The following is a 14,827-nucleotide window of genomic DNA, read 5'->3' on the forward strand; positions in this document are numbered from 1 at the left end:
TCATGGCCTCGCTTCAGGAACGAAGCCCTCTATTCCGACGGCGGCAGAATAGAGGGTCTATTACGATGTAACAATATTATTCCGTTTCGCTCAAACCGCCGGTCTTCAGGAAATTCTCCAGCCAGTGGATGTCGTACTGGCCGTTCTGGATGTCCGGGTTGCGCACCAGTGTGCGGAAGAGCGGCAGGGTGGTGTCGATCCCGTCGACCACGAACTCGTCGAGGGCGCGGCGCAGGCGCATGAGGCACTCGTTGCGAGTGCGGCCATGGACGATGAGCTTGCCCACGAGGGAATCGTAGTGCGGCGGGATGCGGTAGCCCTGGTAGGCGGCCGAGTCGACGCGCACGCCGAGGCCACCCGGCGGGTGGAAGTAGCTGATCGTGCCGGGCGAGGGGCGGAACGTCGAGGGGTGCTCGGCATTCACGCGGCACTCGATGGCATGGCCTTCGATCTTGATGTCTTCCTGCCGCACCGAAAGCGGATGACCGGCGGCCACGCGAATCTGCTCGTTCACCAGGTCGATGCCCGTGATCATCTCGGTGACCGGGTGCTCCACCTGGATACGGGTGTTCATCTCGATGAAATAGAACTCGCCATCCTCGTAGAGGAACTCGATGGTCCCGGCGCCCGCATATTGCAGTTCCTGCATGGCCTTCGCCACGACGCCGCCGATGCGCTCGCGCATTTCGAGATTCAACGCGGGCGAGGGGCCTTCCTCCCAGACCTTCTGGTGGCGGCGCTGCAGCGAGCAGTCCCGCTCACCCAGATGGATGGCGTTGCCCTTGCCATCGCCCAGGACCTGGATCTCGATATGGCGCGGCTTCTCGAGATACTTCTCGATATAGACCGCATCGTCGCCGAAGGCGGCCTTGGCCTCGGTGCGGGCGGTCTGGAAGGCGTGAACGAGATCGTCCTCGTTGCGCGCCACCTTCATGCCGCGCCCGCCGCCGCCGGCCGCCGCCTTGATGATGACCGGGTAGCCGATCTCCTTGGCGACCTTCTTGGCCTCGGTCTCGTCGTTGATGCCGCCCTCGGAACCTGGCACGCACGGGATCCCGAGCCGCTTGGCGGTCCGCTTGGCCTCGATCTTGTCGCCCATGATGCGGATATGCTCCGCCTTCGGGCCGATGAAGGCGATGCGGTGGTGCTCCAGCACCTCCGCGAAGCGGGCGTTCTCGGACAGGAACCCGTAACCGGGATGGATGGCGTCCGCCCCGGTGATCTCGCAGGCGGCGATCAGGGCCGGGATGTTGAGGTAGCTGTCGCGGGCGGCCGGCGGGCCGATGCAGACGCTCTCGTCCGCGAGCCGCACATGCATGGCGTCCGCGTCGGCGGTGGAGTGCACGGCCACGGTGGCGATGCCGAGCTCCTTCGCGGCGCGCAGGATTCGCAGGGCGATCTCGCCGCGATTGGCAATGAGGATCTTATCGAACATGTCGCGCCTTACTCGATGACGAGGAGGGGTTCACCGTATTCAACAGGAGTTCCGTCTTCGACATAGATGGCGGTCACGGTGCCGGCGCGGGGCGCCACAATCTCGTTGAAGGTCTTCATGGCCTCGACGAGGAGGACCTTGTCGCCGGCCTGGACCTTGGAGCCAATCTCGACGAAGGACTTCGCGTCCGGAGAGGGCTTGCGGTAGGCGGTGCCGACCATGGGCGACAGAACTGCGCCCGGATGCGGAGCGCCGGGCTTGGCCGCAGCATTGTCTCCGGCGGCGGCCGGAGGCGGGGCGATGACCGGCGCGGGGGCGAGAGCGGCAGGAGCCGCGACCGGGACGGAAACCGCGGCCGTGACCGTGCGCGCCACGCGGATACGAAGGTCGCCCTTCTCCACTTCGATCTCGCTGAGATCCGTGTCGGCGATCAAATTCGCCAGCTCACGGACTAGATCGGGATCGAAAGGGTTTTCCTTGGCCATGGGGCTTACCTCTACTTCCTGAGGAACTAGTGCTGGGAGGGCTTCGCCTGCCGTGCGCGCTCGGCCATCACCTGGTGAACCGCTTCCAGGCCGAGCACGTAGCTCATGGGCCCGAAACCACAGATCACGCCGACGGAGACGGGCGCTAAGAACGAGCGATGGCGAAAGCCCTCGCGGGCATGAACATTCGAAATGTGGATCTCGACCGTCGGGGCGCCGCTGCCCGAGATGGCGTCACGGAGCGCGATCGAGGTGTGGGTATAGGCGCCGGCATTGATGACGATACCGGCTCCCTGGGCTCCCGCTTCCTGAATCCAGTCCACGAGCTGTCCCTCGTGGTTCGACTGCCGGAACATGACCGTCGCCCCCAGGGTCTCGGCCTTCTCGCGCACGAGCGTCTCGATGTCGGCCAGCGTGGTGCTGCCATAGACGTGAGGCTCTCTGCGGCCGAGCAGGTTGAGATTGGGTCCGTTGAGGACGAAGACGGTGGTCATCGGATAAGGAGCGTTCCTTGCAGCTCCGTCTGGCGGAGCAGAAACGCCCTCTTAGCCAAAAGGCGAGCACGGGGGAAGGGGAAAACCAAGGCTTTCCCAAGCTTGGCGTGAGTTCCGTAGCGTAATAAAGGCATTCTCTCTTCATGGACGTGCCCGTCCTGGCCGTCCCGATACCGTCAAGCGTCGCATCTTTTGGGTTGAGATCACCGGCACGAGGCTGGTGAGCGCGAGACCGGAGGCCGGGCCTATGGCCTGGCTTGGAAGCCTAGCCGCAGCTCGCCTTGCCGCATTGGCGCACGTTGTCCACGAGCTGCTTCAGGGGCTGGAGGCCGACGGCGCCGGGGATGACGGTTTCGCCCACGATGAAGGCGGGTGTGCCGGTCAGGTTGAGCTTGTCGCCGAGGGCCATGTTCTCCTGAAGGGCGCTGAGGATTTCGGCGCTCTCCACGTCTTTCTGGAGGCGGGCCATGTCGACGCCCATCTCCTTGGCCACAGCCATGGCACGCTCGCCGTTCACGCGGCCACGGCTTTCCAGGACCTTCGTATGGTAATCGAAGAGCTTCTGGCCCTGGAGCTGGTTCTTGACCGCCAGCGCCACCCGGCTCGCCTCGACGGAATCGGGCCCGAGCACCGGGAAATCCTTCAGGACGACCCGCAGCTTCGGGTCGCTCTTCATGAGGGTCTGGAGGTCGGACAGGGCCTTCTTGCAGTAGCCGCAATTGTAATCGAAGAATTCCACCATGGTGATGTCGCCGGAGGGGTTGCCGACCACGTAGGAGTGGGACGCGTTCAGGAGCGACTGCTTCGTTTCCTTCACGGCGCTGGCCTGGGCGACCTGCTGGGCCTCCGCCTGGCGCTTCTCGAGCTCCGCGATCACCTCGGTCAGAACCTCCGGGTTCTTGATGAGATAGTCTTTCACGATCTCGCCGATGGCCTGCTTCTGCTGATCGTTGAAGACCGACCCTTGCGCCATCGCGGCGGGTGCGATCGCCAGCGCGCCGAGCAGGGCTGCGGTCCGGCCGATGGTGAGAAGCGAAAAGCGCATGTTCGGTCCTTTGCGGAAGTCCTTGACGCCCCTCTCTAGCAATGGTTCGGGGCGGAGTTGAGACTCTGTGTTCTACCGCGAGTTAGCGTCTTGCGCCCTGCGTCGTCAAATCACGGGTTCGTATTGGACGTTTCACTGTCATCAACTGCCTTGAGACCGGCCCTGCAACGGGATACGAGCCTGCCATGACCAAATCATCCGCCGATCTTCACCAGCCCCTCGTCGCCCGCCGCATGGATCGCGTCGCCTCCTTCCTGGCCATGGATGTTCTGAGTGCTGCCGCGGCCAAGGAGCGGCGGGGCGACAGCGTCATCCACATGGAGGTAGGCCAGCCGTCCGCGCCTGCCCCGCGCGCCGCCCGCGAGGCCGCCAAGGCGGCGCTCGATCTCGGCCGCATCGGCTATACGGAGGCCCTTGGCATCGCGGCGCTGCGGGAGCGGATCGCCCGGCATTACCGCGACGCCTATGGGGTCAGCATCGCGCCCGAGCGGGTCGTGGTGACGACCGGTTCGTCGGCCGGGTTCGTCCTGGCTTTCTTGAGCCTCTTCGATCAGGGGCAGCGGGTGGCGATTACCGCGCCGGGCTATCCTGCCTACCGGAACATCCTGGAGGCGCTCGGCATCGAGCCGGTGACGATCCCGCTCGCCAAGGCGGATGGCTGGATCATGACCGCCCGGGCCATCGAGAAGGCCCATGGGGAAAAGCCCCTGCACGGCATCCTCGCCATGAGCCCGGCGAACCCCTCCGGCACCATGATCGGCCGCAAGGCCCTGGCCGAGCTGGGCGAGACCTGTCGCCGCCTGGGGCTGTGGTTCGTGTCCGACGAGATCTATCACGGACTGACCTATGGCGAAGCGGCGTCTACGGCGCTCGCCTCCGACGACGATGCCGTCGTGATCAACTCGTTCTCGAAATATTACTGCATGACCGGCTGGCGCATCGGCTGGATCGTGGTGCCGGATCGTCTGGTCCGGCCCATCGAGCGGCTGGCGCAGAACCTCTACATCTCGCCGCCCTATCTCTCCCAAGTGGCGGCGCTCGCCGCCTTCGATGCGGCCGAGGAGCTCGAGGCCGTGAAGGCGGGTTATGCCCGCAACCGCGCCTATCTCCTCGAGGAGCTGCCCAAGATCGGCATCAACGAGATGCACCCCGTGGACGGCGCCTTCTACATCTACGCCGACATCGCCCGATTCACGAACGATTCCATCGGCTTTTCCCGGCGGATGCTGGAGGAGGCGGGTGTCGCGGCCACGCCGGGGCTCGATTTCGACCCCATCGAAGGTTCCCACTACCTGCGCCTGTCCTTTGCCGGATCGGAGAACGATTGCCGCGAGACGGTGGCGCGATTGAAGAGCTGGTTGAAGTAATTCCGCTCACATCACCACCGGCCTCGTGCCGATGATTCTGATCCGAAGGGCGCAACGCTCTTCAAATTGAGATGGCCGGCACACGGCCGGCCATGACGCGAAGAACAAGTCTCTTTCTGCAAAATGCCCGGCTTCGAGCCGGGCATTTTGTTTTTAAACCTTACGACCCGCTCAGGACCGACTTGGCCTTGGACCACCAGCCGGCGCGCTTGGGGCGATTGGGATCTTCCGGGGTCAGGACCACGGCGACCGGTTCCGGCTCGGGAGCGGCGGGAGCCGGCGGCGGAACGGGGGCCTCGGCGACGGGACGCTCTGGCGTGACGATCGGCTCGCTCCCGGCGGCCTGCTGCGGCTCCGGCGTCTCCGTGGCGACCTCTGAAGGGGCGGCTTCGACTGGAGGAAGCGGGGCCTGGACCTCATCGGGGGCGACGAAACCTTCCTCAAGGGCGAATTCCTCGGTCGCCTCGTCACGGCCGCGTCCGCGGCCGCCGCGGCGACCGCGACGACGGCGGCGTCCACCACGGGAATCCTCGTCCGTCTCGCCGGCCTCGACGGGGGCGGGCTCGTCACCGGAAGCCCCGACCTCGGCCTCTTCCTCGTCGGATTCTCCCTCGGCCTCTCCGGCTTCCGCGCCTTCTTCGCCCTGGGCTTCGCCGGCAAAGCCTTCACGGTCGCGTCCGCGACGGCGACGGCGCCGACGGCGGCGGCGTCCACCGCCTTCGCCTTCCTCGCCACGCTCTTCGCTGCCCTGAGTCTCCTCGGCGGCCTCCTCCTCAGCCTCGACCTCGATCTCCTCGACGGGTTCGTCGATGTCAATCGCGTCGATCTGGATGCCGGTCGCGGCCGCCTTATGCTCGAGCTTGAGGGCAGGCTCGCCGCGCTCGATGGCATAGGTGGTCGTGCCGTGGAGGCTGTCGTCGGCCACGATGGAAATCGCGACGCCGAAGCGGGTCTCCAGGTCGCGCAGATGAATGCGCTTCTGGTTCAGGATGTAGAAGGCCGCCTCCATCCGAGTGCGGACGACGAGGTTGTAACTGGCATTCTTGATGAGGGTTTCCTCGATCGAGCGCAGCACCTGCAGGGCCACCGACGGCGTCGAGCGCACGAAGCCGGTGCCGGCGCAGTGCGGGCAGGGGATCGAGGAGGATTCCAGCACGCCGGTGCGGATGCGCTGGCGCGACATCTCGAGCAGGCCGAAGGGCGAGATGCGGCCCACCTGGATGCGGGCGCGGTCGTTCTTCAGGCACTCGTTGAGCTTCTTCTCGACGGCGCGGTTGTTGCGCTTCTCCTCCATGTCGATGAAGTCGATCACGACGAGGCCGGCGAGGTCGCGCAGGCGCAGCTGCCGGGCGATTTCCTCGGACGCCTCGAGGTTGGTGCGCAGCGCCGTGTCCTCGATGTTGTGCTCGCGGGTCGAACGGCCGGAGTTCACGTCGATGGAAACCAGGGCTTCTGTCGGGTTGATGACGAGATAGCCGCCCGATTTCAGGGTCACCACGTTCGAGAACATGGCATCGAGCTGCGCCTCGACGCCGAACTTCGCGAAGAGCGGCTGCGGGTCGCGATAGGGCTGGACCAGCTTCGAATGGCTCGGCATGAGCATCCGCATGAAGTCCTTGGCCTCGCGATAGCCCTCCTCGCCGGCGACCATGACGTCGTCGATGTCCTTGTTGTAGAGGTCGCGGATGGCCCGCTTGATGAGGGAGCCTTCCTCGTAGACGAGGGCGGGGGCGGCCGACTTGAGGGTCAGCTCGCGCACGCTCTCCCAGAGGCGCATCAGGTATTCGTAGTCGCGCTTGATCTCGGGCTTGGTCCGCGAGGCGCCGGCCGTGCGCAGGATGATGCCCATTCCCTCGGGCACCTCCAGCTCCTGGGCGATTTCCTTCAGGCGCTTGCGGTCGGCCGCGTTGGTGATCTTGCGGGAGATGCCGCCGCCCCGGCCCGTGTTGGGCATGAGCACGGAATAGCGGCCGGCGAGCGACAGGTAGGTGGTCAGAGCCGCGCCCTTGTTGCCGCGCTCCTCCTTCACGACCTGGACCAGCAGGATCTGGCGGCGCTTGATGACTTCCTGGATCTTGTACTGCTTGCGGGGCGTGCGCCGGCGAGGAGGCAGGTCCTCGATCGCGTCGTCGCCGCCGAGCTGCTCGACGATCTCGTGCTCTTCCACGTCCTGATCGTCTTCGTCTTCGTCCTCGTCTTCTTCGTCCTCGTCGGCTTCCGTGTCGCCCTCGGGCGTCCGGGCCTCGGCCGTTTCAGCAGCCTCATCGCCCTCGGCGGTCTCGAATCCCTCCGGGGCCTCCACGTGGGCCGAGCCCTCGACCGCCTCGATGGCGGCCTCTTCGGTCTTCTCGCCCGGGGCCTGATCGTCGGCCATCACCAGGGCAACGGCGTCATGCGTGTCGGAACCCGAGGCCTCGCGCTCTTCGCCGGCGTGCTCGGAGCCGTTGTTCTCCTGGGGCCCCTCGACGGCGCCTTCGGTTCCGGCTTCGGCCTCCGTCGAGACCAATGTCTCGTCGTTCTCGGCGCGGCGCGGCGAGGACCGGCGGCGGCGGCGGTTGCTGCGACGCTCCTCCTCGCGCTCCTCCTCGGCCTGAGCCTCGGCTTCGGCTTCGAGCAGCGCCTGACGGTCGGCGACGGGAATCTGATAGTAATCGGGATGGATTTCGCTGAATGCGAGGAACCCGTGGCGGTTTCCGCCGTATTCCACAAAGGCCGCCTGGAGCGACGGTTCGACCCGGGTGACCTTGGCGAGATAGATATTCCCGCGCAGCTGCTTCCGGTTAGCGGATTCGAAGTCGAATTCTTCGACCTTCTGACCACGTACCACCACGACCCGGGTTTCTTCCGGGTGTGAGGCATCGATGAGCATCTTGTTTGCCATGTTGAACTCTCGACATGGCGATCGAGGGCAGGACCTGAGGCAGGGGCCGCATTGTGGGCGGATGGCCGCGCCGCCCGGAAGGACGGCGGGCTGAAATTGCGTTCGGAGTGCTGTCGATCGCCATCGTGCGCCGCGGTGGGGCGCATTCTGGGTTGAATTGGGCCGGCTCTGGGCCGGAAAGGGTGAAGCCAGGGCGTGCGCGGGATGAAACGCGCGATTCGAACGGTGCAGAAACGAAGGTCAGAACTGACTTCGTGCGCGCAACCATTCGACACGGCCCTTTCGTACTAGATATCGATGAGCCGAAACTCGGTCATCGGCGGGTGGCGACAAGCGTCGCCAAATGGTCCTGTCCGTGAGCCTGTCGAGGGTGACGGGTCTCCTGGAGGATCGGTCAAGCCAACCGTCTCCTCCGGATCCGCCGTCAGATTCGGCCATGCCGAACGGGATCAAGATCATTACAGAGCGATTGGGGCATTTGGCAAGATCCCGTATCACTGTGCTATGAATGCAACAGAGTGTCAGTATTCCAGCGTGCGACGTGAGGTTCCGTTAACCAAGCCGCGTCTATCAGTATAGGAAGGACGCGAGACAGCTCAGCGATTACCCATGCCCGTTTTCCCCTTCATCCGCCTTGTCGGCGCATGCCTCATGGTGGCCCTCGTGGCCGCGTGGACGGGGCATGCCCATGCGGCCGGAGAGGGCGCGAAGGCCGGCGCTCAAACCATCGCGGCGGCCGTCACGGTCGAATCGGAGGGAGCGAAAACTCGCTTTAAGGTTACTCTGTCGAAACCGGTCCTGGCGCAGGTTTCGCTGATGGAGCGTCCGGATCGGGTCATCATCGACCTGCCCGAGGTTGCCTTCCACTTGCCCCAGGAAGCGGGGCGCGGCAGGGAGGGGCTCATCGCCTCCTACCGCTACGGTCTCTTTGCTCCGGGCCGCTCCCGGGTGGTCATGGAACTGACTCAGCCGGCCGTAGTCTCGGGCATGACCACCGCGCCCGACCCCACGGGCGTGGCGACGATCCTGACCATCGAGCTGTCCCGCACCGAGCGGGAGGAGTTCCACAAGGCGGCCGCCGACAATGCATCCGCTACTCGGGAAGCTTCGTCGGTGCCCGCCGTCCAGGGGCCTAAGGACGCCCGGCCGGTCATCGTGATCGACCCCGGCCATGGCGGAATCGACCCGGGGGCGAATGCCTCTTCGGGCAATGTCTACGAGAAGGACCTGGTTCTGGCCTTCGCCCAGAGGCTCAAGAGGAAGCTGGAGGAGAACGGTCGCTACCGGATCGTCATGACCCGCGACGAGGACGTGTTCATCTCCCTCGGCGACCGGGTTCGCGCCGCCCGCGGGGTCCAGGCCGATCTGTTCATCTCCGTCCACGCGGATTCGATCTCCGGAGGCCAGGAGGTGAGGGGGCTGACGGTCTATACCGGGGCCGAACGCGCCTCGGACGCCGATTCCGCCCGGCTCGCCGACCGTGAAAACAAGGCGGACGCAGTCGCCGGTGTCGAATCGCGCGACATTCCCGACGACGTATCGGACATCCTCATGGAGCTGACTCTCCGGGAAACCCGGAGCTTCTCGCACGGCTTCGCCAGCCGTCTCGTGGGCGAGTTCGATTCCGTCGCCCGTCTCAACAAGAATCCTCACCGGCAAGCCCGTTTCCAGGTGCTGCGGGCCCATGACGTGCCGTCCGTGCTGGTCGAACTCGGCTATCTCTCGAGCCAAAAGGACCTGGACCTGTTGATGTCAGAGGACTGGCGCGCCAAAATGGTGTCAGCCATGTCGGTCGCGGTGGATCGCTTTTTCGCCGCGCGGTTTGCCCGCAGGGGCGCTGCCGCAGTTTTACCATAGAGACAGTGTGGATACCCCATAGCGGGGGCGCGATTCATCGGGTAACGAGGATGCGCGTTTCAAGATCTGCATAAACAGGCGCCATGGGCGCCGTCATGGAATACCATCGGATGCGCTTCGTCCTACGATTTTTCGGCTTCCTCTTCAGCGTTGGAGCGATCTTCTTCCTGATCGGCGCCGTGGGGCTCGCCTATGGGTTCTGGTTCTATTCGAAGGACCTGCCGGATCACGCCCAGCTGGCCAATTACGAGCCGCCGGTGATGACCCGCATCCATGCGTCGGACGGCAGCCTGATTGCCGAATACGCTCGTGAGCGCCGCCTTTACGTGCCGATCCAGGCCGTGCCCAAGCTCGTGATCGGGGCTTTCCTCTCGGCCGAGGACAAAAACTTCTACAAGCATGTCGGCGTCGATCCCGAGGGCCTCGTGCGCGCCGTCGTGGCCAACCTCCGCTCCGGCGGAGCCCGGGAGCAGGGCGCCTCGACCATCACGCAGCAGGTCGCCAAGAACTTCCTCGTCGGTAACGAGCGGAGCTACGAGCGCAAGATTCGAGAGGCGCTGATCGCGCTGCGCATGGAATCGACGTTCTCCAAGGACAAGATCCTCGAGCTCTATCTCAACGAAATCTTCCTCGGCACCCTGACCCCGGGCCGCAACCTGCACGGGATCGCGGCGGCGGCGCTCGATTATTTCGGTAAGTCCATCCACGAGCTGACCATCGCGGAAGCCGCCTACATCGCCGCTCTGCCCAAGGGGCCGAACAATTACCATCCCTTCCGCCAGCGCAAGGCCGCCATCGACCGCCGGAACTGGGTGATCGACCGCATGGCCGCCAACGGCTACATCTCGAAGGCGGACGCGGAGGCGGCCCAGAAAGAGCCCCTCAACGTCAAGCCGCGCGTGGTCTCGCCGAATAGCATCGCGTCGGGCTACTTCGCCGAGGGCGTGCGCCGCGACATCGCCGAGCGCTACGGCGAGGAGACCCTCTATGAGGGCGGCCTGCTCATCCGTTCGACCCTGGATCCCAAGATGCAGGCCATGGCCCGCAAGGCCCTGGTCGACGGTCTCGTGCGCTTCGACGAGGCGCGCGGCTGGCGCGGATCCCAGCAGAAGATCGACCTCGCCGGCCGCGAATGGGGGCTCGCCCTGGCCGACGTATCGGCACTCGGCGACGTGCAGCCCTGGCGCCTGGCCGTCGTGCTGGAGGTGGCCGGTGGCCGCGCGAAGATCGGCCTGCAGCCTAAGCGCGAAGCGTCCGGGCAGGTGGCCAAGGACCGCGAGACCGGTCTCGTGACGGCCGATGGCGCCAAATGGACCCGTCGCCCCGTCGAGCGTGCCGTGTCCGTGGGCGACGTGGTCTATGTGGAGCCGCTGGCCGACAAGCAGGGCCAGTTCCGCCTGCGCCAGATCCCCGAGATTTCGGGCGCCATCGTGGCCATGGATCCCAACACGGGCCGCGTCCACGCCATGGTGGGCGGCTTCTCCTACGATCAGAGCGAGTTCAACCGAGCGGTTCAGGCCATGCGCCAGCCGGGTTCCTCGTTCAAGCCCATCGTCTACGCGACCGCCCTGGACAACGGCTACACGCCGTCGAACCAGATCATGGACTCGCCCTTCGTGCTCGACATGGGGCCGGGGCAGGCGGCCTGGGCGCCGTCCAACTACGACGGCAAGTCGGGCGGGCTGCGCACCCTGCGCTATGGCATCGAGCATTCCAAGAACCTGATGACGGTGCGTCTCGCCAACGAGGTCGGCATGCCGGCCATCTCGGAATATGCCCGTCGCTTCGGCGTCTATGACGACCTGCTGCCGCTGCTTTCCATGTCGCTGGGCGCCGGCGAGACCACGGTCATGCGCATGACGGCGGCCTATTCCATGTTCGCCAATGGCGGCCGCCGCATCAAGCCGACCCTGATCGACCAGATCCAGGACCGCAACGGCCGGACGCTCTATCGTCACGACGACCGCAAGTGCAGCGGCTGCGATGCGGAGAAGTGGGATGGCGGCGCTGCCCCCAAGCTGACCGAGACTCGCGAGCAGGTGCTCGATCCGCTGACCGCCTACCAGATCACCTCGATCCTCGAAGGCGTGGTCCAGCGTGGCACGGCGCAGTCGGTCAAGGCCGTCGGCAAGCCGCTCGCAGGCAAGACCGGCACCACCAACGACGCCAAGGACGTGTGGTTCGTAGGCTTCTCGCCCGATCTCGCGGTCGGCGTGTTCCTCGGCTACGACCAGCCGAAGTCGCTCGGCAACGCGGCGACGGCGGGCCAATACGCGGCGCCGGTCTTCCGCGACTTCATGCAGATGGCGCTCAAGGACAAGCCGGCGACGCCGTTCCGCGTGCCTGCGGGCATCAAGCTGATCCGTGTCAACGCCGCTACCGGCACCCGCGCGGGCGGCGAGGGCGGCGGCACGATCCTCGAAGCGTTCAAGCCGGGTCAGGCCCCGCCGGAATACGTGCCGCCGGAACCTTCGGCGGAAGAGGTCCCGCAGGCCGAGTACGTTCCGGCTCCTCCGCCAAGCGGGCAGCGGGCCGTGGGCGTAGGCCCGGGCGGATTGTACTGAGCGGCTTCGCCCCCATATAGAAATCGCCCAATCACACCCGGAAAGCGGATTGCCCGACGGCCGCGAAAGCAGCCGCCGGCGATCCGCCGACTTGGGCATCGGGGCCGAAAGTGCATTCCACTTTGAGGCCCGATGCTCTAAGACGCACCCATCACAGGCACGGACTCAAGAGAACCCATGCGCGCCGAAATTCAACATCTCGTAGAAGAGACCAAGCAGTCAGTCGGGCTGCTGAGGAGGCATCTTTGACTGGGATACTGCCCAGCGACGCCTCGCAGAACTGAACGCCCAGGCTGAGGATCCGAACCTCTGGAACGATGCCGACGCCGCGCAGAAGATCATGCGCGAGCGCACGTCGCTCGAGGACCAGATCTCGGCCGTGAAGCGCCTCGAGCAGGACCTCGAAGACGCCATCACGCTGATCGAACTCGGCGACGCCGAAGAGGACGAGGCCACGATCCGCGAGGGTGAGGAGACGATCCGCAGCCTCCAGGCCGAGGCGGCCCGCCGCCAGGTCGAGACCCTGCTCTCGGGCGAGGCGGATGCCAACGACACCTATGTGGAAGTGCATTCGGGCGCGGGCGGCACGGAAAGCCAGGACTGGGCCAACATGCTCCAGCGCATGTATGCCCGCTGGGCCGAGCGCCGGAAGTACAAGGTCGAGCTGCTCGAAATCACCGACGGCGAAGAGGCCGGGATCAAGAGCGCCACGCTCCTGATCAAGGGCCTCAACGCCTATGGCTGGCTCAAGACCGAGTCCGGCGTGCACCGGCTCGTGCGCATCTCGCCCTACGATTCGAATGCCCGCCGCCACACGAGCTTCGCGTCGGTCTGGGTCTATCCGGTGGTGGACGACCGCATCAACATCGAGATCAAGGAATCCGACTGCCGCATTGATACGTTCCGGTCCTCGGGCGCCGGCGGCCAGCACGTGAACACCACCGACTCGGCGGTGCGCATCACGCATATTCCGAGCGGCATCGTCGTGGCCTGCCAGCAGGAGCGCTCCCAGCACAAGAACCGGGCCACCGCTTGGAACATGCTGCGCGCCCGCCTCTACGAGGCCGAGTTGAAGAAGCGGGAGGAGAAGGCCAACGCCGAGGCCGCTGCGAAGACGGATATCGGCTGGGGCCACCAGATCCGCTCCTATGTGCTTCAGCCCTACCAGATGGTGAAGGACCTGCGCACCGGCGCCCAGTCCACAAGCCCGCAGGACGTGCTCGACGGTGACCTCGACCCCTTCATGGAAGCCTCGCTCGCCCAGCGCGTCTATGGCGGCGACGCTGAGGTCGAGGATATCGATTAAGGAGACAAGGCCCACTCGACAAGAGCGGGCCTTTCGTCATGCATGGGGCCGCGCATATGATGCGCGGCTGTCGTTGGGAAGCTGATCTCACACGATGAGAAAGTGACTTGCGTTCATAGAAACGTCGTTCACTGTTGCGATCTTGATCTGTGGCCGCGCACCTGTCCCATCCGGATCATAGTAAAGCGCAAAGCTGTAACTATAGTCGAAAATGAGACGGCTGGCGGCGTCTTTGGCACTTGAACCGATCGCGAAGGCTGATTCGCTCAGCCGACCGACAGGGCCGGCTTCCGAGAAGATAGCGCTGGAAAGAACAATTCGGTCTTCCTCAGGAGCGAAATCGACAATCTTATCGACGTTTGCGTCTTTCTGCGGCTGAGTATCGAACACGAAGCTGTCCTTACCCGGTCCACCGATCAACACATCGTTTCCGAGGCCGCCGTAAAGTTCGTCATTTCCCTTGAGACCATGAAGACGGTCATCGCCGTCCTGTCCCTTCATGATGTCGGTTACACTTGTTCCAAGCATGACATCGGCCTTGGATTTTCCAATCTGCGTTAGAACTTCCTTCGATCGGCTCCAATGCCACTTCGACACTTGTTTTCCATCTGCCGATGGCGGGCCGTAGAGTTTTCGTGCTGCCTGGATATCGAACGGACGCAGGGTCGCGGGGATGGGCTCTTCCGGATCGGAATAAGCCATGACTGTATACTTCAGGCTGTCATAAGTCTTGGAAAGTAAACGAGGGTTGAGATCCGTCGTGCTGAAAGGATGCTTCAGGCCGATTGCATGGCCGATTTCATGCAGCAAGGCCAGATTTTTTTGTGTTGGATTCTGGCTGAAATATTCTTCGTAAGTTGGGTTTAAGTAAACGTTTCCGGCACTTTCATAGAAATATGTGAATTCCTCCGGACCATACGGATAGTAATTGGACGGCCGGTATGCAAATGCGGTTTGCCCTGATGGTATCCAGCTAAACTGAATGTCACCATGGTCGCCCTTGGTTTCCAAGAATGTGATGCCGCATGCCTTTCCCCATTGAGCCAGCGCCGCCTTGGCGGCGGCCTTGTCCTGATCGGAGAAAGGACGCCAAGTCGAAGCATCCTCCGGCCACGAAGTGCGATCGTCCTTCGTCATGGTTTTTGGAAACGAATATGTCAGGAAGACAGGCGTCTTAGTCATCCGCAAGGTGGAATGGCCAAGCCAGTTGTCTCCCGAGATGATTCCCATGTAGTTGGATACGTATCTGGCCATGTCGCCTAGTTCACGAATTGCAATGTTATTTCAAAATATTTCTCGTCCATTAAGGTGTCAAGGGTTGATGAGGATTGAAAACCTAGGTTCGGGAGAGGCACGGGCAATAAAGAAGGTGAGCACGTAGAGTGTGAAATCG

10 protein-coding genes are annotated in these 14,827 nt (G+C 64.1%); 4 read left to right on the forward strand and 6 right to left on the reverse strand.

All coding sequences use genetic code 11. The features are described from left to right. Positions 1–76 precede the first annotated feature (76 nt). From accC to OC446_RS10175, 4 genes are all read right to left on the reverse strand, one after another. Positions 77–1,435: an acetyl-CoA carboxylase biotin carboxylase subunit gene (accC, locus tag OC446_RS10160; RefSeq protein WP_262028912.1), complete on the reverse strand. Its 1,359-nt coding sequence runs from the start codon at positions 1,433–1,435 to the stop codon at positions 77–79. 8 nt (positions 1,436–1,443) lie between these two features. Continuing rightward, positions 1,444–1,920, reverse strand: coding sequence for an acetyl-CoA carboxylase biotin carboxyl carrier protein (gene accB / locus OC446_RS10165; RefSeq protein WP_262028913.1), 477 nt, complete (start codon positions 1,918–1,920; stop codon positions 1,444–1,446). Between the two features lie 26 nt (positions 1,921–1,946). Further along, positions 1,947–2,414, reverse strand: a complete 468-nt coding sequence (gene aroQ, locus OC446_RS10170; protein ID WP_262028914.1) for a type II 3-dehydroquinate dehydratase — start codon at positions 2,412–2,414, stop codon at positions 1,947–1,949. 265 nt (positions 2,415–2,679) lie between these two features. Further along, a complete protein-coding gene (locus tag OC446_RS10175) occupies positions 2,680–3,459 on the reverse strand; it encodes a DsbA family protein (protein ID WP_262028915.1) in 780 nt (259 codons plus the stop codon). A gap of 185 nt (positions 3,460–3,644) precedes the next feature. Here OC446_RS10175 and OC446_RS10180 point away from each other — a divergent pair, with 185 nt between their 5' ends. Then, positions 3,645–4,826, forward strand: a complete 1,182-nt coding sequence (locus tag OC446_RS10180; RefSeq protein WP_262028916.1) for a pyridoxal phosphate-dependent aminotransferase — start codon at positions 3,645–3,647, stop codon at positions 4,824–4,826. 160 nt (positions 4,827–4,986) lie between these two features. Here OC446_RS10180 and OC446_RS10185 read toward each other — a convergent pair whose 3' ends face one another. Beyond that, positions 4,987–7,707: a ribonuclease E/G gene (locus OC446_RS10185; protein WP_262028917.1), complete on the reverse strand. Its 2,721-nt coding sequence runs from the start codon at positions 7,705–7,707 to the stop codon at positions 4,987–4,989. Between the two features lie 609 nt (positions 7,708–8,316). On the opposite strand from OC446_RS10185, the gene OC446_RS10190 reads away from it, so the two are divergent. From OC446_RS10190 to prfB, 3 genes are all read left to right on the forward strand, one after another. Beyond that, positions 8,317–9,564, forward strand: a complete 1,248-nt coding sequence (locus OC446_RS10190; protein ID WP_262028918.1) for an N-acetylmuramoyl-L-alanine amidase — start codon at positions 8,317–8,319, stop codon at positions 9,562–9,564. A gap of 110 nt (positions 9,565–9,674) precedes the next feature. Beyond that, positions 9,675–12,128 (forward strand): penicillin-binding protein 1A, encoded by a 2,454-nt coding sequence (locus tag OC446_RS10195; RefSeq protein ID WP_262028966.1) that lies wholly within the window; start codon positions 9,675–9,677, stop codon positions 12,126–12,128. 177 nt (positions 12,129–12,305) lie between these two features. Further along, positions 12,306–13,434 (forward strand): peptide chain release factor 2 gene (prfB, locus tag OC446_RS10200; RefSeq protein WP_262028919.1). Its coding sequence is split into 2 segments (ribosomal slippage): positions 12,306–12,374 and positions 12,376–13,434, totalling 1,128 coding nucleotides; the frame shifts between segments, so codons are not numbered across the junction. Between the two features lie 87 nt (positions 13,435–13,521). Here prfB and OC446_RS30840 read toward each other — a convergent pair. After that, positions 13,522–14,688 carry a matrixin family metalloprotease gene (locus OC446_RS30840; RefSeq protein ID WP_315986492.1) on the reverse strand — a complete coding sequence of 389 codons (1,167 nt, stop codon included), beginning with the start codon at positions 14,686–14,688 and terminating at the stop codon, positions 13,522–13,524. Between the last annotated feature and the right edge of the window lie 139 nt (positions 14,689–14,827).

This window comes from Microvirga sp. Mcv34 (assembly GCF_024519725.1).
GTDB lineage: Bacteria > Pseudomonadota > Alphaproteobacteria > Rhizobiales > Beijerinckiaceae > Microvirga.

Bases quoted from the DNA above. Each gene is read 5' to 3' on its own strand.
- OC446_RS10185 (WP_262028917.1), bottom strand. From the start codon at position 7,707: ATGGCAAACAAGATGCTCATCGATGCCTCACACCCGGAAGAAACCCGG.
- aroQ (WP_262028914.1), bottom strand. From the start codon at position 2,414: ATGACCACCGTCTTCGTCCTCAACGGACCCAATCTCAACCTGCTCGGC.
- OC446_RS10180 (WP_262028916.1), top strand. From the start codon at position 3,645: ATGACCAAATCATCCGCCGATCTTCACCAGCCCCTCGTCGCCCGCCGC.
- OC446_RS30840 (WP_315986492.1), bottom strand. From the start codon at position 14,688: ATGGCCAGATACGTATCCAACTACATGGGAATCATCTCGGGAGACAAC.
- OC446_RS10195 (WP_262028966.1), top strand. From the start codon at position 9,675: ATGCGCTTCGTCCTACGATTTTTCGGCTTCCTCTTCAGCGTTGGAGCG.
- OC446_RS10175 (WP_262028915.1), bottom strand. From the start codon at position 3,459: ATGCGCTTTTCGCTTCTCACCATCGGCCGGACCGCAGCCCTGCTCGGC.
- accC (WP_262028912.1), bottom strand. From the start codon at position 1,435: ATGTTCGATAAGATCCTCATTGCCAATCGCGGCGAGATCGCCCTGCGA.
- accB (WP_262028913.1), bottom strand. From the start codon at position 1,920: ATGGCCAAGGAAAACCCTTTCGATCCCGATCTAGTCCGTGAGCTGGCG.
- OC446_RS10190 (WP_262028918.1), top strand. From the start codon at position 8,317: ATGCCCGTTTTCCCCTTCATCCGCCTTGTCGGCGCATGCCTCATGGTG.